The sequence below is a fragment of the Paenibacillus glycanilyticus NBRC 16618 genome (assembly GCF_004000805.1).
Taxonomy (GTDB): domain Bacteria; phylum Bacillota; class Bacilli; order Paenibacillales; family Paenibacillaceae; genus Pristimantibacillus; species Pristimantibacillus glycanilyticus.
On sequence record NZ_BILY01000006.1, the window covers coordinates 52259 to 74642 of the forward strand.

A 22384-nucleotide genomic window follows, 5' to 3' on the forward strand; every position below is an offset into this window, starting at 1 on the left:
TGAGGAGGAAGAACAGCTATGGAGGCTGCCGCGAATTTAGCCATGCAACCGAAAAAAACGGGCAATAGCGATAAAGTACTGGAGATCCTGCTCTATATTTGGGCTGCGATTGTCCTTATCATTGTGTTATATCCGCTTTACTTTATTATCATCGCTTCCTTCAGCGATCCTTCGGCTGTGGGGAACGGCAAGGTATGGTTATTTCCGAAAGGGTTTACGCTTGATGGTTATAAGGAATTACTGAATCATTCGAATATATGGATTGGCTACCGGAACACGATTGTTTATACGGTTGTGGGTACGCTGATCGGCCTTATCGTCAACGTATCGGCGGGTTATGCCCTGTCGAGAAAGGATCTTGTCGGACGCAAGTTTTTGTCCCTCTTCTTTATTTTCACCATGTTCTTCAACGGGGGACTAGTGCCTACGTTTCTGACGATCCGAGATTTTCACCTGTACGACACGTTTCTAGTCATGGTGCTGCCGTTCTCGGTTGCCGTCTTTGATATTATCGTGGCGCGTACGTTCTTCCGGACGGGCATTCCGACGGAGTTATGGGAAGCCGCGCAAATCGACGGCTGCGGAAACCTGCGCTTTTATGCTCAGATGGTGCTGCCGCTCTCGAAACCGATTATTGCCGTATTGGCTTTATGGTTTGCCGTTGGTCAATGGAATTCGTATTTTAACGCGCTAATCTATTTGCAGGATAAGAATTTATACCCGCTGCAGCTGATCTTAAGAGATATTCTGGTCACCAATCAGATGCAGACCGCGCTTGGTACGGGGGAAGCGGCCCAAATCGCGCTGCGCCTTGCCAATCTGCTGCGATATTCCGTCATTATCGTCGCTACGGTTCCGATCATGTGCATCTACCCGTTTGTGCAGAAGCATTTCAACAAGGGGGTGATGATCGGCGCCGTGAAGGAATAGCAAGCTGCGGGGGAACTGCCATTATCCTTTTAGAGGGGGATTTATACATGACAACCATTTCGAAGAGAAATACGAGAAAAATGCTGTCCGGCCTTGCTTTGATTTCCGTATTGGGCACCACGGTGCTTGCGGGCTGCAGCAGCGACAAGAGTACCGATAATGCCGCTGCTTCCAATAACGGGGGTAACGGCAAAGCAGGCAGCAACTTCCATGCGGAAGGCCTTCCGATTGTAGATAAGCCGGTAACGCTGGACGTTCTTACGATCCGTTGGGGCAACATGGGGGATACGTTCACGAAGAACACCTGGCTTCAGGAGCTGGAGAAAAATTCGAATGTCAAAATTAATTGGCAGGTCATCTCCTCGAGCGATTGGGATGCCCAGAAGTCGGTTATGCTGGCAAGCGGAAAAATGCCGGATGTGATCATCGGCGACCTGGCGTTTGGGGACTCCGATATCGTGAACAACCTGAGCATTTTCCGTCCGCTTGACGACTACATCGACAAATATATGCCGAATCTGAAAGCAGCCATGGCCGAAATGCCGGAGCTGAAGAAGCTGAGCACGTTCCCGGACGGCAAAATCTATTCGCTGCCCGCAAGACTGCCGTCGCGGCCGTATTCTTCCGTGCAGCCGGTTATCAACAAAGAATGGCTGGACAAATTGGGATTGAAGGCGCCTGAAACGCTTGATGAACTGTATACGGTGCTGAAGGCGTTTAAGGAGAAGGATCCAAACGGCAACGGCAAGGCTGACGAGATTCCGTACAGCGATCAGAAGGATCTGGACATGAACCTGTTCGCGCCATTCGGCATTACGGATATGCGCGGCAACCATATGGTGCTGAAGGACGGCAAGCCGGAATACTTCCCGACGTCGGAAGCTTACAAGGCAGCCATTACCTGGGCGAATAAGCTGTATTCCGAAGGCTTGATCGATAAAGAAACGTTTACGCAGGACGATACGATGCTGACGGCGAAACGGCAAAATCCGGACAACGCGTTAATCGGGTTCTCGTACCAATGGACGCCGGACGCGGTATTCGGTCAATGGAGCAAGCAGTATGAGACCATCGCGCCGATTACCGGACCGGACGGCAAGAAATATCAGATTGGCGATCCGAACGGAATGAGCATCCGACGCAACGAGGTGCTCATTACAACCTCGAACGAGCATCCAGAGGTCGCGGCGCGTTGGGCTGACCAGTTCTATACCGGGGAAGCGAGCATCCAGAACTTCTGGGGCGCAATCGGCACCTCCATCGAGAAAAATGCCGACGGCACCTATACGCTGATGGATCCGCCGGACGGCACAAGCGCGGACGCTTGGTATTGGGACAGCTCCCTGCGCGATTTTGGACCGAAATACGTCAGTCCCGATTTCGAGAAGAACATCAAGCTTGATCCAACAAGCGGCGACGGTCTGAAGCTGCAGCTCGACAGCTTGGGCAAGGAATACGTCACGCAGCCGTTCCCGGACGTGATGTACACCGAGGAAGAATACGCCGAGCTGCCAACGCTCATTACGGATATCGAGAGCTATATCAAGAGCACCCGCGCCAAATGGGTGACCAAAGGCGGCATCGACCAGGAGTGGGATGCTTACGTCAAGAAGCTGAACGATATGGGGCTTGAGAAGCTGATCAAGATTTACAATGACGCTTATGACCGTTACATGAACATCAAATAAGGTTTTTCTGCTGCCCTGCGTACGGACTGCAGGGCAGCTTTTTTATAGAACATGCTGGGAGGAACAAGAGATGACTGACAAACTGCGAGTAACCGTATGGAACGAGAATCGTCATGAACGGACGAACCCTAAAGCCAAGGAGATTTATCCGGATGGCATCCATCAGGCTATTGCGCGCTTTTTGACTGAAGCGGGGATGGAAGCGGGAACGGCGACTTTGGACGAACCGGAGCATGGACTTACCGAGGAAGTGCTGGCGAATACCGACGTATTGATCTGGTGGGGGCATCTCGCTCATGACGAAGTGCAGGACGAGATCGTCGGCAAGGTATACCAGCGCGTGCTGGGCGGCATGGGGCTTATCGTTCTTCACTCCGGCCATTATTCTAAAATTTTCAAGGCTCTGATGGGAACAAGCTGCAGCCTGAAATGGCGCGAAGCCGACGAGAAGGAGCGTCTCTGGGTGGTTGCGCCGGGACATCCGATCGCCGAAGGAATCGGGGAATATATCGAGCTGCCGGAAGAGGAAATGTACGGCGAGCATTTCGATATCCCTGCGCCGGATGAGCTTATCTTCGCTAGCTGGTTCGAGGGCGGCGAAATTTTCCGCAGCGGCTGTGCTTATACGCGCGGCAGCGGCAAGGTGTTTTATTTTAGACCCGGTCACGAAACGTATCCGACTTACCACAACCCGGCGATTCAGCGCGTCATCGTTAATGCGGTTAAATGGGCGGAGCCGGTTCGACGGGAGCTGCCTATACGCGGCAACGTGCAGCCGCTAGAGCCGATTGGCGTGAAGGTCTGACATAAGGTTAAGTCATGAGGGGAGTAGGGATCGCGATGAAGAAGTATCGAATCGGATTGATTGGTCTTGGCGGCATGTCGCATTCGCATATCCGTTGGATGGCCGAGGAGGGCCGCTTTGCTATTATTGCGGTAAGCGATGTGAATGAAGCTGCTTTAACGGAGAAAGGCGAGCAGCTGGGGATATCGCCTGACAAACGATACGGGGATTTCGTGCAGCTGATTAACGACCCGGATGTGGATGCGGTCGTATCGGTGACGCCTAATAACGTCCACGCGGATATCGTCCGTGCCTGTCTGCAGGCGGGCAAGCCTTACCTCGCGGAGAAGCCGTTCACCCGCGTATTCGAGGAGGCAGCTGAACTGCTGGAGCTATACGAGCAACAGCCGGTTAACGGCATGGTTGGATACAGCTACCGTTATACGCCCGCATTCCGTTATGCGCGTGAGCTTGTGAGGGAAGAGAAGCTGGGCAAGGTGCGGAGCTTTGCGATCCAATACCTGCAGGACTGGGGAGCGGTTCCGAACCAGACGCCGTATATATGGCGCTTTAATAAGGAAATTACCGGTACGGGAACGCTTGGCGATCTAGGGTCGCATATGATCGATATGGCTCGGTTTCTCTTTGGGGAATTCAAGGAGCTGTCCGCGTTGATGCGCACGCTGGTTCCGGAGCGGCCGGATCCGGCTACCGGCCAGATGGTGAAGATCGAGGTCGACGACTTCGTAAGCTTCCAGGCCCGAATGTCCGGCGATGAGGTTGGCATCTTCCAGTCGTCGCGGAATGCGATCGGCTCGGGCAACCAGCATGAAGTATCGATCTACGGCGATGCCGGAACGCTGCACGCGTCGACGCTGAACCCGGATCAGATTGTCTGGATCCGAGAGGAAGCGCCGGGCCAGCTGGCGAGAGCGGTTATTAACGTGCCGGAGAGATGCCGGGTAACCCAGTACGGCGACTTCCTGTCGCTCTTGGACGGTACGGCATCGGAGAGCCTGCCGGGGTTTATGGACGGCTACCGCAACCAGGAGATTATCGACGCGGTCATTCGCGCAAGCGAAGAGAAGCGTACGATTGTGATTTAAGCTAATGGGGATAGGGTACCTGCGTTTAATGGACGCAGGTACCTTTTTATTTTTCTAACAGCGCGGAATTGAATTCCTTTATATGGTATTATTCGGGTGAAAGTATAATGATTATTTTGAGAGAGGATTGAGCTCGTTAAGCTATGAAAATACGGAAAATAGGGATTCCTGCCGTTATTCTGCTTCTGCTTGCAGTCTCGTTCTATTTTCTAAATACGAGAGTGTGGGTGGATAAATATGAAGTTCGAGGCGACGCCATCGTATTTGAAGATAATCGTTATGTCTATGAAGGATCAAGCGCCGATCATCTTGGAAAAACAATCGGTATCGCATACAACGAGGGAGAGAAAAGAGGAATCACCGATTACATTTGGCCGGAATGGGTGTACGCATACAAAGGGGATAAAGCTCATAAGCGCATTTACGTAAGAGGGTTGATGGATATAGGGGGGACCTATATTAGGCAGTAACAGACCGGGGAGGAGAAGAATGAGCAATCTTCATGCAATAGTGCAACAGTTAATACCTGAAAAAGAACATCTACATGCTACTTCTGCCAGCGAACTAATTGAACAAGTGTGCTCTAATAGGTACAAACAAGAAAGCTATTATACAAATGACAAAGAGGTTTTTAAGAAGCTTCCGGAAGTCCTTCAGGATATCATACTGCTTATTGATTTGGATACGGAGTTAAATATGAATGGCCTATTAGGTTTTGCTGAAAATTCATCGGGCCGATACCTGGATGAGACAATAAAAGTATTGGAGCGCATTGGAGCCGTTAATGATGCAAATGCTTTACAAGAATTAAAAGATATTCTTAAAGAGTATGGTGCGAGTACGCACATACTAAATGATGATATACAGCTTGTACAGCAATATGAAGTCCGAAACTTTGCGCAAACCCATCAAATTTTTGATGAAGAATTTTACGACCGCATACAAAAAGCGGAAGAGAAGCTGTATGTTTACGCTAATCAAGGAAACGTATTTGATCATTTAACAGCCTATATTGAAGCTGATAAAAAGGAATTAATGGATAACATAGTTGTTTATTTGTAAAAGTGAAGCAGCCCATCTGGTGTGCAATAGTTAAAAAGCCCGTCTCGCCGCAAGGCGAGACGGGCTTTTTGATTTTGATTATACCTTGACCTTCCGGAACGCAATGGACTTCCTGTTTCTTTCGGTGGTATGATTTACGCTGAAAATCGGACCTGTCGCCGGCAGCCGGATGGAATAGGCGCGGCTCCGCGCTTAATGTTATAATGGCGGCAAATCCTAACTATCGACGAGAGAGGGCACGGGCGTTTGAGATTCCGGAAAATCTACCGAAACTATATACAGAACAACCTGTTCGTCAAAGTCATTCTCGTCTTTGCGCTTATTGTGCATTTGACGATTATCACGCTCTCGTATCTGCTCTTCGGTCTCATATCCGATTCCATCGTGAACAGCGAGCTGAACAATCAGAAGCAAGCCATGGAGCGGGTGAACCGCTATATGGAGCAGAAGTACGATTGGGTGCAGAACACGGTGCAGGACATCTACCGCAACAGCCTGCTCGCGAGCAACGCCTCTTACTTTTTGCGGCATTCTTACAGCGAATACGCGCAGTACATGCTCGACCAGAATTACGCGGGCGGCAACGAAAGCGCGGTCGATATTCTGAGCTATCTCGCGGACCGGATGGATTCCGATCCCGACATCCAGAATATCCTGCTGTACAGCACGGACATGCAGCAGCTGTACGCTTTTAATCGGAACGGCCCGCGGCGGCTGTACAAAACCAATCCGACCCGCTCGTACATTCCCGAGATCATGGCGGCGGAAGGGCCGGCCGCGTCGGCGCCGAACATCTGGATTCGCGGGTTGATCGGCCAATGGAACTCGCAGTTGTATTCCATGCGCGTCCAGGTAAACGATAAGAATACGCTCAAAAATATCGGCCAGCTGCTCGTATATTTCGATTCCGGCATGGTGAACCGGTCGCTCGACCAGCAGCGGACTCCGCTTAAGGGCGAAATTCTGGTGCTGTCGCAGGACGGGCAGGTGTTGTCCGATTCCGCGAACCGATATTACGGGCAGATCTTCCCGTACATGAAGCAAATCGGCTCCCTGAAGGAAACCGGCATGCTCGACGAGCCATCTTACATCTCTACGCTGACGCAGAACCAAGCCGGCTATTTCGTCGTTGGCATTACGCCAAAGAGCGTGATGGCCGAGGCGTACGCGGGCCTCAAGCGGACGATCATTCTGATCAGTACGATCTGCATTGTCGTTGCGGTCATCATTCCGTCCATCGTGATCGTCAATATCTCGAGGCGGACGAACCGGATCGTGCACTTCATGCGGAAGGTGGAGGGCGGCAATCTCACCGCCCGCCTGCAGGATGCCCGCGAGGACGAGCTCGGGCAGATCTCTCAGAGCTTTAACGAGATGCTCGACGAGCTGGGCCGGCATATCGACCGGGAATACAAGGCGGAGCTGAGGCATAAGCAGACGGAGCTTGCTGCTCTGCAGGCGAGGGTAAACCCGCATTTTCTTTACAACACGCTGGAGGTTATCCGGATGCGGGCGATGTCCCAGGGCGCGGTCGACGTCGGCGAGATGATCTACAGCCTCGCGGCGCTGTTCCGCAACTCGGTCAGCGCGAAGGCGGAGAACACGCTTGGCGAAGAGCTTGAAATGTGCAGGCTGTACCTGGAGCTGTTCCGGATCCGTTACAAAGACAAATTCGCCTATGAGGTCGAATGCGACGAAGAGCTGCTGCGGGTTCCGGTTGCAAAGCTGCTGCTGCAGCCAATCGTGGAGAACTATATCGTGCACGGGATGGATTCCCGGCGCAAGAACAATCGCCTGACTATCGAGGCAACGCAAGAGCACGGCCTGATCCGGGTCCAGGTACGCGACAACGGCAAAGGCATCGAGCCGGAGCAGCTTGCGGGCATTATGCGGCGGCTGAAGATGCCGGAAACCGAAGAACAGCAGTCCTTCGGGCTGCGCAGCGTGCACGAGCGGATTGAACTGGTGCACGGACCCGGCTATGGGTTAAGCATAGAAAGCACGCCCGGGAAGGGGACATCGGTGACGGTGATCTGGCCCGCGGTTGAACAACAGGAGGAAGCTGGCGATGTATAAAGTATTGCTTGTGGATGACGAACCGTTTATAACCGAAGGCTTAAGCGACGCCGTCGATTGGTCCGCCTTCGGCCTGGAGGTCGTCGGCAGCGCCGAAGACGGCGAGGAAGCGCTGGAGCGGCTGCGCGAGCTGCCGGTCGACCTGCTCATCACCGATATCTCGATGCCGATCATGACCGGGCTTGAACTGATCCGCAAGGCTCGGGAGCTGCAGCCGAGATTGAAGGTTATCATTCTGAGCGGGTTCAACGAATTCAATTATCTCAAGGAAGGCATGCGCCTCGGCATTGAGAACTACCTGCTCAAGCCGATTAACTTCGGGGAGCTGGAGGCGACGCTGACGGATACGGTACGGAAGCTGGAGGTGGATAAGCCGGAAAAGCCGCTGGAGGAAGATGAGATCGGCATCCTGCGGGACAACGTCATGACCCGGTGGGTAAACGGGCGGATCGCGTTGCCCGAGCTGGCGGAACGGACGGCCCTCCTTGGCATCGATCTCTCGAAGCCGTATGCGGCGCTGGCAATCATCCGTTTTCGCTCTGAACAAGGTGTCGCGGGTTACGGCCCGAACGATTGCATCAAGGATCTCTTGGCTCAGGAGTCCGACGGCCTGTCGTTTGTTCCCTTTCTCAACGACGAGGGCGAGCTGGTCGTCGCCTGCTGCATAAACGAGGGCATGCGGAATAAAGCTAAGGTAACGGAAGCGTTGGAAAGAGCGGCGGACAAATGGGAGAACAGGCAGCTTGGCCCGCAGATCGCGCTCGGCGGGATCGTGGCGAAGGCCGATGCCGCCGCAAGCTATGCAGAGGCGCGCAAAGCGCAGCAATTTTTCCTGGTGCGACATGACCGGCATTTGCTCGATTATGCGGATATTTCCGCGGAAACGGCATCTCTTCCTTCGGGGTTGTTCGAATGGGAGGCGTATGCGAAGCCCATTCTCGCCAAGGACAAAGCCGAGCTGGAGGAGGTTATCGCCCGCGATTTCGCGACTATACGAATGGCGGAAAGCCTGCATCCGGTCCGGGCGAGAGGCGCAGCCATCGAGCTCATGATTCTGATGAAGCTCGAAGTCGACAAGCTTGGACGCGCGGATGCCGCGGAGGTGTTCCAAGGCGCGCTAGACCAAGCGGTGACCGCGGCAACGCTCGAAGGCGTTGAGAATGCCGTGCGCACGGCAGCTTTTTTCGTCGCCGATTCGTTCTCCGGGGAAGACATGAGTCCCGTCATCAAGCAGGCGCTGCGCTACATCCACGAGCACTATGCGGAGCCGTTGACGCTCAAGTCGCTTGGGCTGCAGTTTCACATACATCCTAATTACCTCGGGCAGCTTTTTAATAAGCAGACGGGGGATACGTTCACGGATTACCTGAATAAATTTCGCATCGAGAAAGCGAAGGAACTGCTGGCGGACAGCCGGCTCAAAGTGAACGAGATCGCAAGACAAGTCGGGTACTGGGAGACAGGCTACTTCTACAAGCAGTTCAAGAAGCATGTCGGGATGGTTCCGGGCGATTTTAAGGAGCTGCTGTGACGCCTAAGCGTCATTCGCGGTTCCTTTCTTTATTTTGTACACTTATTCTTTGTTTTCTATTATTTTTGAAAATGTTTTCATCTTCTAAGATGAAGTAGCAAGAAGTCGCGACTACTGAATGCTACACAGACAAAAGGGAGGCAATACAATGGGAATCCGTAAAAAGGCATCGATCGGCCTGACGTCCGCGATGGCCGTTATGCTCTTGCTGAGCGCCTGCGGAAGCAACGGCGGCAACAATGGCAACACAGCAGCAAGCAACAACACTTCTTCCAGCAACGCTGGCAGCAATGCCAAGCCGGTCGAATTGAACTGGTACACAATCGGCACACCGCAGAAAGACGTTGACAAAGTCATGGAAGCGGTTAGCGAATACACGAAAGAAAAAATCGGCGCAACAGTCAAAATGACGATGATCGACTGGGGCGATTATAACCAGAAGATGCAAGTGCTGACGGCTTCCGGCGCGGACATGGACATCATGTTCACCGCGGCATGGGCATTCGATTATGTGCAAAACGCGCGTAAAGGGGCTTTCGCTCCAATCGATGATCTGCTGACGCAATACGGCAAAGGCATTACCGATACGCTGAACCCTGCCTTCCTTAACGGTTCCAAAGTCGACGGCAAAAACTACGGCGTACCGGCAAACAAAGAGCTTCCGACATCCGAGGTATGGCGCTTCAACAAAAACATCCTTGACGAAAACAAGCTGAGCATTACGGACGTGCGTACCCTGGAAAGCCTCGAGCCTTTGCTCAAGACAGTTAAACAAAACAATCCGGACGTGACTCCATTGCAAGTGGACAAGACCTTCACGCCATACATTCCATATGACTATTTGATCGAGAAATTCCCGCTGGCCGTGAAGCTCGACGACGCTAGCTACAAAATCGTAAACGTATTCGAAACGCCTGAAATGAAGCAAGCGCTCGAAACGATGCACAAATACTACCTGGCCGGCTACATTCCGACGGAAGCCGCGACGCTGGAATCGTCCTCGGACGTTCAGGCAACTGGCAAATGGTTTGCCGACAAGGCGACAACGCAGCCTTTCGCGGACAACGTATGGTCGACAAGCTACGGCTACCCGATCGTTTCGACTCCGATGAGCGACGCGTTGATCTACAACCAATCGGTTATGGGTTCCATGCAAGCGATCTCCGCGAACTCGAAGCATAAAGAGAAAGCAATGGAATTCCTGAACCTGCTGAACACCGATCCGGTTCTTCGCAACATGGTCGACTCCGGCATCGAAGGCACGCACTACAAAGTAACCGACGGCGACTACATGGAGAACCTTCCTGAGTCCAAGAACTACGACATGCCAACATTCTCTCTTGGCAACATTATGATCACTCACCTGAACCCGGGCGATCCTGCCGACAAATGGGAACAGTTCAAGAAATACAACGATGCAGGCAAACCTGCGGCACTGCTCGGCTTCAACTTCGATCCGACGAAAGTGTCAAACGAGATCGCAGCCGTGCAAAACGCGAAGGAATCCTTCTGGGCTCCGCTCATGACGGGTACTGTCGATCCGGAAAAATACTTGCCGCAAGCGATCAAGAAGCTGAACGACGCGGGTCTTGGCAAAATCATGGCCGAAGCGCAAACGCAGCTCGACGCTTGGAAAGCTTCGCAAGGCAAGTAAAACATTTATAGCACCGAAGGGCGAATGTTCGGCATTCGCCCTTTTTTCAAAAAAGAGAGAGACGAAACGGGATACCGTACGTTGTTTCTCGTTCTAAGGGATGAAACTTGCGCCGCTGCCAATGGACGGCATCAGCCGTTTCATCTTGGAACGAATGGCCGCAGGCCCTTGGCGCTGCAAACCGACTTCGCTTAGAAAGGGTGAACCCCATGAAGGCCTTTGGGCGTTTCTTCAAAGACATCAATCGCAATAAAGCCCTGCTCCTGATGGTGCTTCCGGCTACCGTCTGGTTTCTTTTCTTCTCGTACCTGCCAATGCTGGGCACCGTGATTTCCTTCAAGGAATACCGCGTGCACGGCGGATTTCTCTCCAGCATCATCCACAGCCGCTGGGTCGGCTTCGATAATTTCAAGTTCCTGTTCAGCACAAACGACGCGTACGTCATCACCCGCAATACTTTGCTGTACAACATCGTGTTCATCATTATTGGTCTAGTTCTGGCAGTGGCCTTGGCCATCGTCCTTTCCGAAATCGCAAACAAGCGGCTGGCGAAATGGTACCAGACGGGAATGTTCCTGCCTTACTTCCTGTCCTGGGTCATCGTCGGTTATTTCGCATATAGCTTCCTCAGCTTCGACCGCGGCGTGATGAACAAGATCGTCTCGGCGTTCGGCATGGATCCTCAGCAATGGTATTCCGAGCCGAAGTATTGGCCGTTCATCATCGTCATTGTGTTCCTATGGAAATCGCTCGGCTATAACAGCGTGGTCTATCTGGCCGCAATCATGGGCATCGACAAATCGCTGTACGAGGCGGCGATGATCGACGGCGCGAACAAATGGCAGCAGATCCGCAATGTCACGCTGCCGATGCTGGCGCCTCTCATGACCATTTTGACCTTGCTGGCCATCGGCCGCATTTTCTACGCGGATTTCGGCTTGTTCTACCAAGTTACCCGCGATTCCGGCACGCTCTACAACGTCACGAACGTTATCGATACTTACGTGTACCGCGGCCTGAAAACGACCGGGGAGATCGGCATGAGCACAGCGGCCGGCCTGTACCAATCGTTCGTAGGCTTCGTGCTCGTCATCACGTCCAACTGGATCGTCCGTCGCTTCAATAAGGACAACGCGTTATTTTAGGAAGAAAGGAGCATCATCATGGCATCCCTTAGGAAAACCAAGGACTTTCACCGGCTGACGCCGGCCTGGAACGTCATCTTCAACCTCATTGCCGGGCTGTTCGCGCTGGCTTGCGTGTTTCCGTTTCTGCTCGTCATGGTCATCTCGTTCACGGACGAGAAGACGCTTGCGCTGGACGGGTATTCGTTATTTCCGAAAAAATGGAGCACCGACGCCTACAGCTACCTGTTCAAAGCGGGCGACCAACTATTGCGCTCCTACGGCGTGACGATTCTCGTTACGGTCGTCGGCACGGTAATCAGCTTGATCTTTATCTCGCTCTTTGCGTACGCGATCTCCCGCAAAGGGTTCAAATACCGTAAATTTTTCTCGTTCCTCGCCTTCTTCACGATGCTGTTCAACGGCGGACTCGTGCCGACCTACATCGTGACGACGAAGCTGCTCGGCCTCGGGAATTCCCTGTGGGCGCTTATTCTGCCGCTCGCGGTCAACGCTTTCTACATCATGATCATGCGCACGTTCTTCTCGACCATGATCCCGGACGCCATCATCGAATCCGGCAAAATCGACGGCGCGGGCGAGTTCGGCATTTTCTTCCGGCTTATCGTTCCGCTCGCGCTGCCGGGCCTCGCGACAATCGCGCTGTTCAACGTGCTTGGCTACTGGAACGACTGGTTCAACGCCTTGCTCTATATCGAGAATCCCGACCTGGTGCCGCTGCAATCGATGCTGATGCGGATCGAGAACAGCATGCAGTTCATTCTCGCCAACAGCAACAACGCTTCCTTAGGGACGTCCGTGCTGCAATCGATGCCGCAGGATACGTCGCGGATGGCGATGGTCGTCCTGGCTACCGGGCCGATCGTGCTCGCGTATCCGTTCTTCCAGCGCTATTTCGTGCAAGGCCTGACGGTTGGCGCCGTGAAGGAGTAATGCGCTTAAGCATCGAAGGTTAACGAAGCGAAAAATCAACAGCATTACGAACATTTCACACCGCAAGCGGCCCGCGGCGCGGACAACCGCCGACGGGCCGTTTTTGCTGTGACGCATAAGCAATAAACAACGCGATAAAGTAACGATAAAGGGGAAAACAACCATGGAACAATTTAGATTGCCCAAAATCGATATGCCTGACCTGCCGCTGCCGCAATCCGTGCAAGCGGTGCTGGCGGAGGCGGAGACGCGCCTTGCGCACCGGCCCAAGCTGCTTCAGCTGTTCAAGAACTGTTTCCCGAATACGCTGGAAACAACGACGAAGCTGCTGGACGACGGCACAACGTTTGTCATTACGGGAGATATCCCCGCGATGTGGCTGCGCGATTCCGTGGAGCAGGTTATGCACTATGTTCCGTTTGCCAAGGACGACGCCGACCTCCAGCGGATTATCGGCGGCTTGATCAAGCTGCACATGCGTAACATTGTCATCGACCCGTACGCGAACGCGTTCAACGAAATGGCGAACGACTGGCACTGGAATACCGACGACAAGACGGACATGTCCCCTTGGGTATGGGAGCGCAAGTTCGAGCTCGATTCCATCTGCTTCTCGATGCGCCTTGCGTTCGCGTACTGGAAGGAAACCGGCCGCGCCGACATCTTTGACGCGGACTTCAAGGTTGCGATGCGCGCCGCGGTCGACCTATGGAAGCGGGAGCAGCACCATTTCGAGCGTTCGCCGTACCGCTTCGAGCGCGACAACGGCATCATGACCGACTCGCTTATGAACGATGGCATCGGCATGCCGGTCAACTACACGGGCATGATCTGGTCCGGCTTCCGCCCAAGCGATGACGCCTGCGATTTCCATTACAACATCCCGGACAACATGTTCGCGGTTGTCACGCTCCGCCAGATGCGCGAAATTGCCGAATTCGTCTTCCGCGACCTGTCGTTCGAGAAGGAAATGGCGAAGCTGGAGCGCGAGATCAACCACGGTATTCAGCTGTACGGTATCTACCGGCATCCGGAGTTCGGGCCGATCTATGCGTACGAAACGGACGGCTTCGGCAACTACTGCCTGATGGACGACGCGGGCACGCCGGGCTTGATCTCGATTCCGTACCTCGGCTACGTGGACGGAGACGATCCGATCTACCGGAATACGCGCCGTTTCGCGCTGAGCAAGGAAAACCCGTTCTATTACGAAGGCACGGCCGCGAAAGGCATCGGCAGCCCTCATACGCCTCCGGGTTATATCTGGCATATGGCCTTGTCCATGCAAGGTCTCACGGCCAAGACGGACGAGGAAATGCTCGACATGATCGCCGTTTTGGAAGCGACGGACGCCGACACCGGCTTCATGCATGAAGGCTTCCATTCGGACGATCCCTCCGTATTCACGCGCAAATGGTTCGCTTGGTCCAACAGCTTGTTCTCACAGCTTGTCTATAAAGCGATGAAAGCGGGACTCCTCGATGCTTAATTCGACGATTATTTTCTATGATGGCGCCTTTCCGGGCGCCTCTGCCATTGACGGAGCTGAACTGGAACAGCTGCGGGGCGTCAGCGAGGTATACGGCGCCGATGCGCTGGCGGCAAGGCTGGAAGGGGCGGAAGGCGGCGTATTCGTGTCGCTGCACGCGCCTTATTTCCCGGTTGATGCATGGGAAGCGCTGCTCGGGTTCTTGAAACGCGGCGGCGGATTGATCAGCTTGGGCGGCGCGCCTTTCCGCGTGCCGGTCCGCAAGGAAGCCGGCGAGTGGCTTGCGGAGCCGGAGCAAACCGCGTACCACCGGCAGCTGCGCATTCACGAGATGCTGCCTGTGAAGGCGGAACCCGTCCTGAAGCTGGCCGCTATCGAAGAGATCCCTCTATTCAAGGGCAGAGAGGCGCTGCTTGACGCCAAGGATACGTGGAACCTCGTGCCGCATGTGACCAAATCGAGCGACCTGCCGCTGCAAATGGGTTCGGCGGGTCCGATGGACGCGCATATTTACCCCGTGCTGAAAGGCATCTCCGCCGAAGGGCGGGAAGTTGCCGCACCGGCCGTGCTGTGGGAGAACACGAAAGGCGATTTCGCCGGCGGACGCTGGCTGTTCGTCAACCTGCCGCTTGGCGCGGATTTCTTCGCGCGCGGCGGAGCCGAGGCGCTTGAGGCGTGGGCGGCGTTTTGCGCGGCCGGCGTAACCGAGCTGTGGCTGAAGCCGGGTTATGCTTCCTACGAGCTGCATGAGCGGCCGTTGCTGACGCTCCAGGCGCAGAAGCTGGGCCGCGGACCGGCAGGCAAGACGAAATGGACGTTCGACATTAAAGTCAGCCGCGCGGAAGGATCAGGCGACGTGTCCACCTACCGCCACGAGGCGGAAATCGGCGCCGAGCTGGAGCTGAAGCGCATACCGCTGCTTGGCGACATCCAAGCGGGTTATTATCTTGTGGATTGCGTCGCCAAGTCCTCGGATGGCGAGACGCGCCTGCTTCGCCAAGGCTTCTGGGGCATGGACGCCGATTTGCTGAGCACCGGCGGGCTGCTCGCGCGCGGCCGGGATTATTTCGAGAAGGACGGACGGCCGATGCCTGTCGTCGGCATGACGTACATGACCTCCGACGTTGCGCGCAAGTTCTTGTTCCTGCCGAACGTATCGGTATGGGATCGCGACATGGCGCAAATGCGCAAAGCGGGCATTAACTGGATCCGCACGGGCATCTGGACGGCGTACCGCAATATCATGCAGGTGGACGGGCATGCTTCCGAAGAAGTGCTGCGTTCGATCGACGCGTTCTTCATGACCGCGAAGCGGCACGGCCTGCAGGTAACGTTTACGTTCTTCTCCTTTACGCCGGAGACGTGGGAAGGCACGAACCCGTACCTCGATCCGCGCAGCGTGGAGGCGCAGAAGCGGTTCATCCGCTCCATCGTCAGCCGTCACCGCGAGACGACAAACGTCGACTGGGACCTGATCAACGAACCGTCGATGTTCGATCCGCCGCGCATCTTCTCCGACGGTCCGCGCTCGAGCCGAGACCGGTTCGAAAAGTCGGCTTACGCGGAATGGCTGGCGGAGCGCCACGGTTCAATCGCGAAGCTGCGTGAGCACTGGGGCATGACCCCGGGCGAGCTGCCGGATTTCGCATCCGCTGTTATACCGGAGCCGGAGGACATCAACTTCGACGTGCAGGACATGCATCAAGGCAAACGAGGTACGCGCTGGCTGGATTACGCGCTGTTCTCCATGGATATGCATAACCGCTGGGCGAAACAGCTCGTCGATGCGATCAAGGAAAGCAATCCTTCGCAGCTCGTGACGGTTGGCCAAGACGAAGCGCTTGGCGCGCAGCGGCCTTCGCCGTTCTTCTACGGAGAAGCAGTGGATTACACGACCGTGCATTCCTGGTGGCTGAACGACCATTTGCTGTGGGACGGAATCTTCGCGAAGACGGCCGACAAGCCAAACGTCGTTCAGGAGACGGGAATCATGTACGTGGAAACGCCGGCCGGATTCGCGAAGCGGTCCGAGGAAGAGCTGCGGGCGATGCTGGAGCGCAAGTACGCGTATGCCTTCGCGGCAGGAGGAGCCGGAGCCGTGCAGTGGATCTGGAACACCAACTTCTATATGGATAACGCGAACGAATCTCATATCGGCGCTCTTCGGGCCGACGGAACCGAGAAGCCGGAGGCGGACGTTTCCTACCGGTTCGGCAGCTTCATGGACCGGATCCGCGATCTGTTCCGGGACCGCGAGCTGGAGGATGTCGCAGCCGTATTCCCGTACTCCAATGACTTCTCCAACCGCAAGCTGGCATTCGACGCGACGACACGCCTGACGCGCGTGCTCGGCTACGAGCTGAAGACGCCGTTCCGCGGCGTCTCGGAGTACCATCTGGATGCGCTGGAAACGGCGCCGGCCAAGCTGATCATCGTCCCATCCGCGCATAACTTCGCCGATGAAGCGTTCGCGCGGCTGCTGGACATTGTGGACAGGACGGCTGCCACTCTCTTGTTCACGGGTCCGCTTGGGCTCGACGCCTACTGGCGGGAAGCGGATCGGCTCTCGGATACGTTCGGCCAGCGGAAGCCGGCTAACGTCGTTCGGGAAGAACGGCTCGCGATCGGAGACAAGGCGTATCCGGTATCGTACGGTCATCGGAGAATCGCCGAAGTGTTCAAGGAAGCCGGTTACGGCGCAGAAGCGGGAGCGGATCAGGTCATGGAAGCAGCTTACGGACAAGGACGCCTGATCTGGTGTCCGCTGCCGGTGGAGCTGAACGAACGCGCCGAGCCGGTCGCGGCGCTTTATGCGCACGCGCTGGAGGCATCCGGTGCTCGCCGCGAATTGGAGTGGCTGAAGGGCGGCGACCTGGCCGGCGTGTACGGGCGGAGTCTTCGCTTCAAGGACGGCGAGCTCTTCGTATTCGTATCCGAATACGCGCATGACGCGAAGATCGAAGTGAAGTCCGCCGCGACGGGAACAACGTATTCGTTCATGCTGGAACGGGAGCGCGCGGTACTGTTTGCCGTCGACCGGACCGGCCAAGTGACGGAGGTTTATCGCCCGGATGAAGTGGAAGTGCTGGCGCTGCCGGCCGAATAAGGCTTGAAATCGAAAGGAGACGATCGCCATGGCGAACGCTGATCATAGACAAACGGCGCATATCATCTCGCACACGCATTGGGACCGCGAATGGTATCTGCCTTACGAGAAACATCACGTGCGGCTTATCGCGCTTATGGATACGCTGCTGGACACGCTGGAGAACGACGAGGAATACCGCAGCTTCTATCTGGACGGCCAGACGATTATCATCGAAGACTATCTGCAAGTACGCCCCGAAGAGCGGGAGCGCCTGGAGAAATGGATCCGCGAAGGCCGCATTCATATCGGTCCGTGGTACGTGCTGCAGGATGCGTTCCTGACAAGCAGCGAAGCGAATGTCCGCAATCTGCAGATCGGGCACCAAGATGCCGCGCAGTACGGCACGATCGCGAAGGTCGGGTATTTCCCCGATACCTTCGGCAACATCGGCCAAGCGCCGCAGCTCATGAAGCAGGCGGGCATCGACAACGCGGTGTTCGGCCGCGGCGTCAAGCCGACGGGCTTCAACAACATGGTATCGGACTCCGCGTACGAGTCGTCCTTCTCGGAGCTTGTATGGGAAGGACCTGATGGCTCGCAGGTGCTTGGCATTCTGTTCGCCAACTGGTACAGCAACGGCAACGAGGTACCCGTGGACGAAGCGGAAGCCAAGGAATACTGGGACCGCAAGCTGGCCGATGCCGGCAAATACGCATCGACGGGACAGCTGCTCTTCATGAACGGCTGCGATCATCAGCCGATCCAGACGGATCTGGCCGAAGCGATTCGCGTTGCTCGCAAGCTATACCCGGATACGGATTTCGTTCATTCGAATTTTCCGGATTATCTGGCATCGCTGAAGTCGTCGCTCGAAGACAAGCAGCTGTCGGTCGTGCGCGGCGAGCTGCGCAGCCAGCGGACGGACGGCTGGTCGACGCTTGTGAATACGGCGTCCGCCCGCGTCTACCTGAAACAGATGAACCAGGTCGGTCAGACGATCCTCGAGAAGGTCGCCGAGCCGCTTGCCGCGTTTGCTCATATGACGGGCAAGACCAAGTACCCTCATCATTTGCTGAAGTACGCTTGGAAAACGCTCATGCAGAACCATCCGCATGACAGCATCTGCGGCTGCAGCGTTGACGAGGTGCACCGCGAGATGGTCACCCGGTTCGATAAAAGCCGCCATGTGGCGGAGACGATCGTCGACGACAGCAAGCATGCGGTTGCCGGTGCTGTAGACACGAGCGTATTTGCGAACTATGGAAAGGATGCGCTGCCGCTTGTCGCGTTTAATACGACGGGATGGACACGCAGCGGCGTTGTGGAAATCGAGCTGGACGTTGCTCGCGTGTATTTCCGCGAAGGCATCGCCCCGAATGACATGATCCGCATGATGAAGGAAGTTTCTCTCGAGGGACGCACGCTTGTTGACGCGGACGGCAACGCCGCCCCGCATACGTTCGAGGATCTGGGCTTGCAGTTCGGCTACGACTTGCCGGATGACAAATTCCGCCAGCCGTATTGGACGCGCCGCGTGAAGCTGACGTTCGAAGCGACTGCCGTGCCGGCGCTTGGCCTCAAGACTTACGCTTGGGTGCTCGGCGCTGCAGGCGGCGTTTCGTTGCCATCGCTGGTGACTGGTTCCCGTACGCTTGCGAACGACAATCTGAGCATCGAGATCGCCGAAGACGGAACCCTGGCGGTAACGGATATTGCCAGCAGACGCACGTACCGCGATCTGCTCATCTATGAGGATGCCGGAGATATCGGCAACGAGTACATGTTCAAGCAGCCGGACGGCGAGCCGGCGCTCACGACTAAAGGTCTTGCGGCCGAAATCCGCGTCATCGAAGACAACGCGTACCGCGCATCGTTCGAGATCGTGCATCATTGGTCGATTCCAGCTTCCGCCGACGAGCTGTTCGAGCAGGAGAAGCAGGAAGCCGTTTATTATCCCGAGCGCAAAGCCGGCCGTTCGACGGACTATGTGCCGTTCACGATCCGCACCGTCGTCAGCCTGGAGCGTTCCGGACGCGGCGTAGGCATCCGTACGACGTTTAATAACCAAGCGAAGGACCATCGCGTGCGCGCCTTGTTCCCGACAGACTTGGCCGCGTCCGTCCATCGGGCAGACGCGATCTTTGAAGTAGCCGTTCGCGATAACGAGCCTGCCGCCGAATGGGAGAACCCGAGCAACGCGCAGCATCAGCAAGCCTTTGCCGATGTCAGCGACGGCACGCAGGGTCTCACGATCGCGAACCTGGGCTTGAATGAATACGAAGTGCTCCGCGACGGCCGCAATACGATTGCCGTTACGCTGCTTCGCTCCGTCTCCGAGCTGGGCGACTGGGGCGTTTTCCCGACGCCGGAAGCGCAATGCCTCGGCGAGCAAACGGTGGAGCTCTTGATTCTTCCGCATGGCGGAGACGGCGCGGCGACGGGCGCTTATGCGGCCGCGTATCAGTTCCAAGCGCCGTGGACCCTCGCGCAAACCGGCGTACACGGCGGAACGCTTTCGCCGGAGCACGCGTTCCTTGCGTGGGAAGGCGAAGGCATCGCGTTCTCCTCGGCTAAGATTGCGGAAGCATCGGGCGACCTCATGCTGCGCTGGTTCAACATGCGGCCGGAAGCCGCGAAGCTGCAGGCGCTGCCGAACGTCGGCTCTGCCGCGGCGGCTTACGCGAGCGATGTGCTCGAGCAGGCGGGCGAACGCCTTCAGCCGTCCGGGGAAGGCGCGAACTGCTCGTTCGCGGCGGAGCTTGGGCCGTGCGAGATCTACACGGTAGGCATCAAGACAGCGCAATGAAGCCTCTTGGCTCTTGCGAATTGAATAAAAGGGCAGCTGGCTATTCGCCAGCTGCCCTTTTTTTATGAAGATATTTTGACTATATCCTTCTAAAAGAAATAATTAAGTCCGTTTTTGCGCACCTTTAAACCAAACGGCTTTAATAGATAAAGTATCCGAGATATTGGTTGTAGGATCGCCATTCACCAGTATGAAGTCCGCGCGCGCTCCTTCCGCAATACGGCCGCGATCAATAAGACCGAACCGGCGGGCCGGCTTCGAGGTAGCCGACTGAAGAGCTTCTATCGGAGTGAACCCGGCCTTGACCAGCAATTGCAATTCATGATGGACGCTGGCACCGTGGGCAAGGCCGCCAAGATTCGGAACGGGAACGGGGGCGACATCCGTCCCGACTAGAATATCCACTCCGGCATTGTGAAGATCCATCACGTTTTTAAAGCTATTTTCCAGTTTGCCCTGCGGGAAAGTATTGAAGCTTGAATTCAATATATCAATCCATTCCGGGCTTAGCTTAGAACGAACACGGGGATCATTCGCCAATTCCGCTGCCGGGTTCCCAAGAATGGATGAGTTTAGCACCAAGCACGGTGTAACAAACGCGCCGGAATCGGCGATGGATTGCACTAACTCCGGCGTATACCCGGGCCTGTCGATAAACAGGTGGCCCAATCCGTCCACTGCAAGGTCGATGGCGGTTTGCGAGGAATGGGCAGTCAAGACGTGGGCGATGACGATTTTATCGAACTTATGGGCTTCTTCCACGGCTGCTTTCAGTATCTCGTCGCTTAAAACAGGCAGGCCGGGGGCACCCATGACCGTTCCTTCTTCAATCATGATTTTTATATAGTCGGCGCCATTATCCACCTGAGCATGCACATGTTTAATCGCTTCTTCCACCGTCGTTACTTGCGGCACCTCTTCATGATCGTGGGCATAAGCGGCCAGCATGGCTTCCCGGTCTTCATCCGATAACTTCTCCAATTCCTTTAACACGAACTCCGGAATCTCATCTCCATCCGGCAGCAATTCATCCGGATGACCTCCCGGAGCGGTGATTGCCGTGCCTGCGGAGCGGACATCGGCGACGTCATCCGCATTTTTTAATTGAATCGCGCGTCCTCTCCCCGTAAAATCACCGTTCATTTCGAGTTCCGTCGTCACTCCGAAATGTAACGCATCCCTTAATCCACCGATGGATGTATGGACATGCGCATCAATCAAGCCGGGCAGCAAGGTTGCGCCTTCGGCATTGATTATCGTTGCATTCGCTGGAATGTCGCCGCCCACCGCAATAATGTTTTCCCCTTTGATGACAATACTCCTTGATTCGATTACTTTTTCGCCATCGAAAATACGCGCATTCGTAATAGCGGTAACCTTTTCTACAGAAGAGCTTTGGACTGAATTTTTCATTTTGCGTTCCTCCTTGAAGTTGTATCCGGATCAATTCGGAGTATAACTGTTAGATATCTAACTGTCAATAAACTAATATTCGTTTGACAGGAAAGCTGGTTCTCTGTATAGTTTATTTGCTTATAGTTAGCGTTCTAACAATAAGGGAGGAACGGTCATGAAGCCTCGTAAGGAGACGCCTTATCTGGATTTGTTTCAGATTATTGGCCTTAAGTTAAAGAAAAAAGCGGACGAGAGCATAAAAGAGTTAGGCTTAAGCGCTCAACAAGGAAAAATAATCGGCTATATCTACGAGAATCAAGAAACCGAATTAATTCAGAGGGATCTTGCCGACCGGTTTCATCTGCGCGGAGCCAGCATTACAAGTATGCTTCAAGGTCTTGAGCAAAGAGGATTTATCGAGCGGAAAATCCCGGCCAATAACGAAAGGCAAAAAAATATTTATGTTTTACCAAAGGCCGTTGAATTGATTGAAGATTTTAATGAGTCCTTCCAAAAGGTGGAAGACGAAATCGTTCACGTCTTGACCGAAGAGGAGAAGCAAACCTTAAAGGAATTGTTGGTTAAAATTAATGAACGTTTATAATCGATAGAAAGAACGGACAAAAGCAGCATTTCCTTTTACGGAAATGCTGCTTTTTTATTATCAAAACATAAGGCCGGCAGGATACAGGAGTTG

General features: G+C 54.9%; 16 protein-coding genes. 15 read left to right on the forward strand and 1 reads right to left on the reverse strand.

Annotated elements, in window-relative coordinates; all coding sequences use genetic code 11:
- Positions 1-18 precede the first annotated feature (18 nt).
- The 14 genes from PGL01S_RS06050 (at position 19) to PGL01S_RS06115 (ending at position 20292) form a co-directional block, all read left to right on the forward strand.
- A complete protein-coding gene (locus tag PGL01S_RS06050; protein ID WP_127492486.1) occupies positions 19-930 on the forward strand; it encodes a carbohydrate ABC transporter permease in 912 nt (303 codons plus the stop codon).
- A gap of 47 nt (positions 931-977) precedes the next feature.
- A complete protein-coding gene (locus tag PGL01S_RS06055) occupies positions 978-2618 on the forward strand; it encodes a type 2 periplasmic-binding domain-containing protein (RefSeq protein ID WP_127492488.1) in 1641 nt (546 codons plus the stop codon).
- Positions 2619-2688: 70 nt separating this feature from the next.
- On the forward strand, positions 2689-3423 hold the full coding sequence (locus PGL01S_RS06060) for a ThuA domain-containing protein (protein ID WP_127492490.1): 735 nt from the start codon (positions 2689-2691) through the stop codon (positions 3421-3423).
- A 35-nt stretch (positions 3424-3458) separates the two neighbouring features.
- Positions 3459-4508: a Gfo/Idh/MocA family protein gene (locus PGL01S_RS06065; RefSeq protein ID WP_127492492.1), complete on the forward strand. Its 1050-nt coding sequence runs from the start codon at positions 3459-3461 to the stop codon at positions 4506-4508.
- A gap of 143 nt (positions 4509-4651) precedes the next feature.
- The gene (locus PGL01S_RS06070; RefSeq protein WP_127492494.1) at positions 4652-4978 is read left to right on the forward strand and encodes a hypothetical protein; all 327 of its coding nucleotides are present in this window, start codon (positions 4652-4654) and stop codon (positions 4976-4978) included.
- Positions 4979-4997: 19 nt separating this feature from the next.
- Entirely contained in the window at positions 4998-5570 is a 573-nt protein-coding gene (locus PGL01S_RS06075; protein WP_127492496.1) for a DMP19 family protein, read from the forward strand.
- 246 nt (positions 5571-5816) lie between these two features.
- The gene (locus PGL01S_RS06080) at positions 5817-7646 is read left to right on the forward strand and encodes a cache domain-containing sensor histidine kinase (protein WP_127492498.1); all 1830 of its coding nucleotides are present in this window, start codon (positions 5817-5819) and stop codon (positions 7644-7646) included.
- Positions 7639-9177 carry a response regulator transcription factor gene (locus PGL01S_RS06085; protein WP_127492500.1) on the forward strand — a complete coding sequence of 513 codons (1539 nt, stop codon included), beginning with the start codon at positions 7639-7641 and terminating at the stop codon, positions 9175-9177. Before PGL01S_RS06080 ends, PGL01S_RS06085 begins: the two co-directional genes overlap by 8 nt.
- A gap of 148 nt (positions 9178-9325) precedes the next feature.
- Complete coding sequence (locus tag PGL01S_RS06090; RefSeq protein ID WP_127492502.1) at positions 9326-10831, forward strand: ABC transporter substrate-binding protein; 1506 nt, start codon at positions 9326-9328, stop codon at positions 10829-10831.
- Between the two features lie 209 nt (positions 10832-11040).
- Complete coding sequence (locus tag PGL01S_RS06095) at positions 11041-11976, forward strand: ABC transporter permease (protein ID WP_127492504.1); 936 nt, start codon at positions 11041-11043, stop codon at positions 11974-11976.
- An 18-nt stretch (positions 11977-11994) separates the two neighbouring features.
- Complete coding sequence (locus tag PGL01S_RS06100; protein ID WP_015847125.1) at positions 11995-12909, forward strand: carbohydrate ABC transporter permease; 915 nt, start codon at positions 11995-11997, stop codon at positions 12907-12909.
- Positions 12910-13072: 163 nt separating this feature from the next.
- Positions 13073-14398 carry a glycoside hydrolase family 125 protein gene (locus PGL01S_RS06105; RefSeq protein ID WP_127492506.1) on the forward strand — a complete coding sequence of 442 codons (1326 nt, stop codon included), beginning with the start codon at positions 13073-13075 and terminating at the stop codon, positions 14396-14398.
- A complete protein-coding gene (locus PGL01S_RS06110) occupies positions 14391-17504 on the forward strand; it encodes a beta-galactosidase (protein WP_127492508.1) in 3114 nt (1037 codons plus the stop codon). Before PGL01S_RS06105 ends, PGL01S_RS06110 begins: the two co-directional genes overlap by 8 nt.
- Before the next feature lie 28 nt (positions 17505-17532).
- Positions 17533-20292: an alpha-mannosidase gene (locus PGL01S_RS06115; protein WP_127492510.1), complete on the forward strand. Its 2760-nt coding sequence runs from the start codon at positions 17533-17535 to the stop codon at positions 20290-20292.
- Positions 20293-20394: 102 nt separating this feature from the next.
- On the opposite strand, the gene PGL01S_RS06120 is transcribed toward PGL01S_RS06115, so the two are convergent.
- Entirely contained in the window at positions 20395-21705 is a 1311-nt protein-coding gene (locus PGL01S_RS06120; RefSeq protein ID WP_127492512.1) for an amidohydrolase family protein, read from the reverse strand.
- Between the two features lie 157 nt (positions 21706-21862).
- Here PGL01S_RS06120 and PGL01S_RS06125 point away from each other — a divergent pair, with 157 nt between their 5' ends.
- Complete coding sequence (locus PGL01S_RS06125; protein ID WP_127492515.1) at positions 21863-22291, forward strand: MarR family winged helix-turn-helix transcriptional regulator; 429 nt, start codon at positions 21863-21865, stop codon at positions 22289-22291.
- The last annotated feature ends 93 nt before the right edge of the window (positions 22292-22384 follow it).

Coding starts and splice junctions, on each gene's coding strand:
- PGL01S_RS06050 (WP_127492486.1), top strand. CDS start 19: ATGGAGGCTGCCGCGAATTTAGCCATGCAACCGAAAAAAACGGGCAAT.
- PGL01S_RS06055 (WP_127492488.1), top strand. CDS start 978: ATGACAACCATTTCGAAGAGAAATACGAGAAAAATGCTGTCCGGCCTT.
- PGL01S_RS06060 (WP_127492490.1), top strand. CDS start 2,689: ATGACTGACAAACTGCGAGTAACCGTATGGAACGAGAATCGTCATGAA.
- PGL01S_RS06065 (WP_127492492.1), top strand. CDS start 3,459: ATGAAGAAGTATCGAATCGGATTGATTGGTCTTGGCGGCATGTCGCAT.
- PGL01S_RS06070 (WP_127492494.1), top strand. CDS start 4,652: ATGAAAATACGGAAAATAGGGATTCCTGCCGTTATTCTGCTTCTGCTT.
- PGL01S_RS06075 (WP_127492496.1), top strand. CDS start 4,998: ATGAGCAATCTTCATGCAATAGTGCAACAGTTAATACCTGAAAAAGAA.
- PGL01S_RS06085 (WP_127492500.1), top strand. CDS start 7,639: ATGTATAAAGTATTGCTTGTGGATGACGAACCGTTTATAACCGAAGGC.
- PGL01S_RS06090 (WP_127492502.1), top strand. CDS start 9,326: ATGGGAATCCGTAAAAAGGCATCGATCGGCCTGACGTCCGCGATGGCC.
- PGL01S_RS06095 (WP_127492504.1), top strand. CDS start 11,041: ATGAAGGCCTTTGGGCGTTTCTTCAAAGACATCAATCGCAATAAAGCC.
- PGL01S_RS06100 (WP_015847125.1), top strand. CDS start 11,995: ATGGCATCCCTTAGGAAAACCAAGGACTTTCACCGGCTGACGCCGGCC.
- PGL01S_RS06105 (WP_127492506.1), top strand. CDS start 13,073: ATGGAACAATTTAGATTGCCCAAAATCGATATGCCTGACCTGCCGCTG.
- PGL01S_RS06110 (WP_127492508.1), top strand. CDS start 14,391: ATGCTTAATTCGACGATTATTTTCTATGATGGCGCCTTTCCGGGCGCC.
- PGL01S_RS06115 (WP_127492510.1), top strand. CDS start 17,533: ATGGCGAACGCTGATCATAGACAAACGGCGCATATCATCTCGCACACG.
- PGL01S_RS06120 (WP_127492512.1), bottom strand. CDS start 21,705: ATGAAAAATTCAGTCCAAAGCTCTTCTGTAGAAAAGGTTACCGCTATT.
- PGL01S_RS06125 (WP_127492515.1), top strand. CDS start 21,863: ATGAAGCCTCGTAAGGAGACGCCTTATCTGGATTTGTTTCAGATTATT.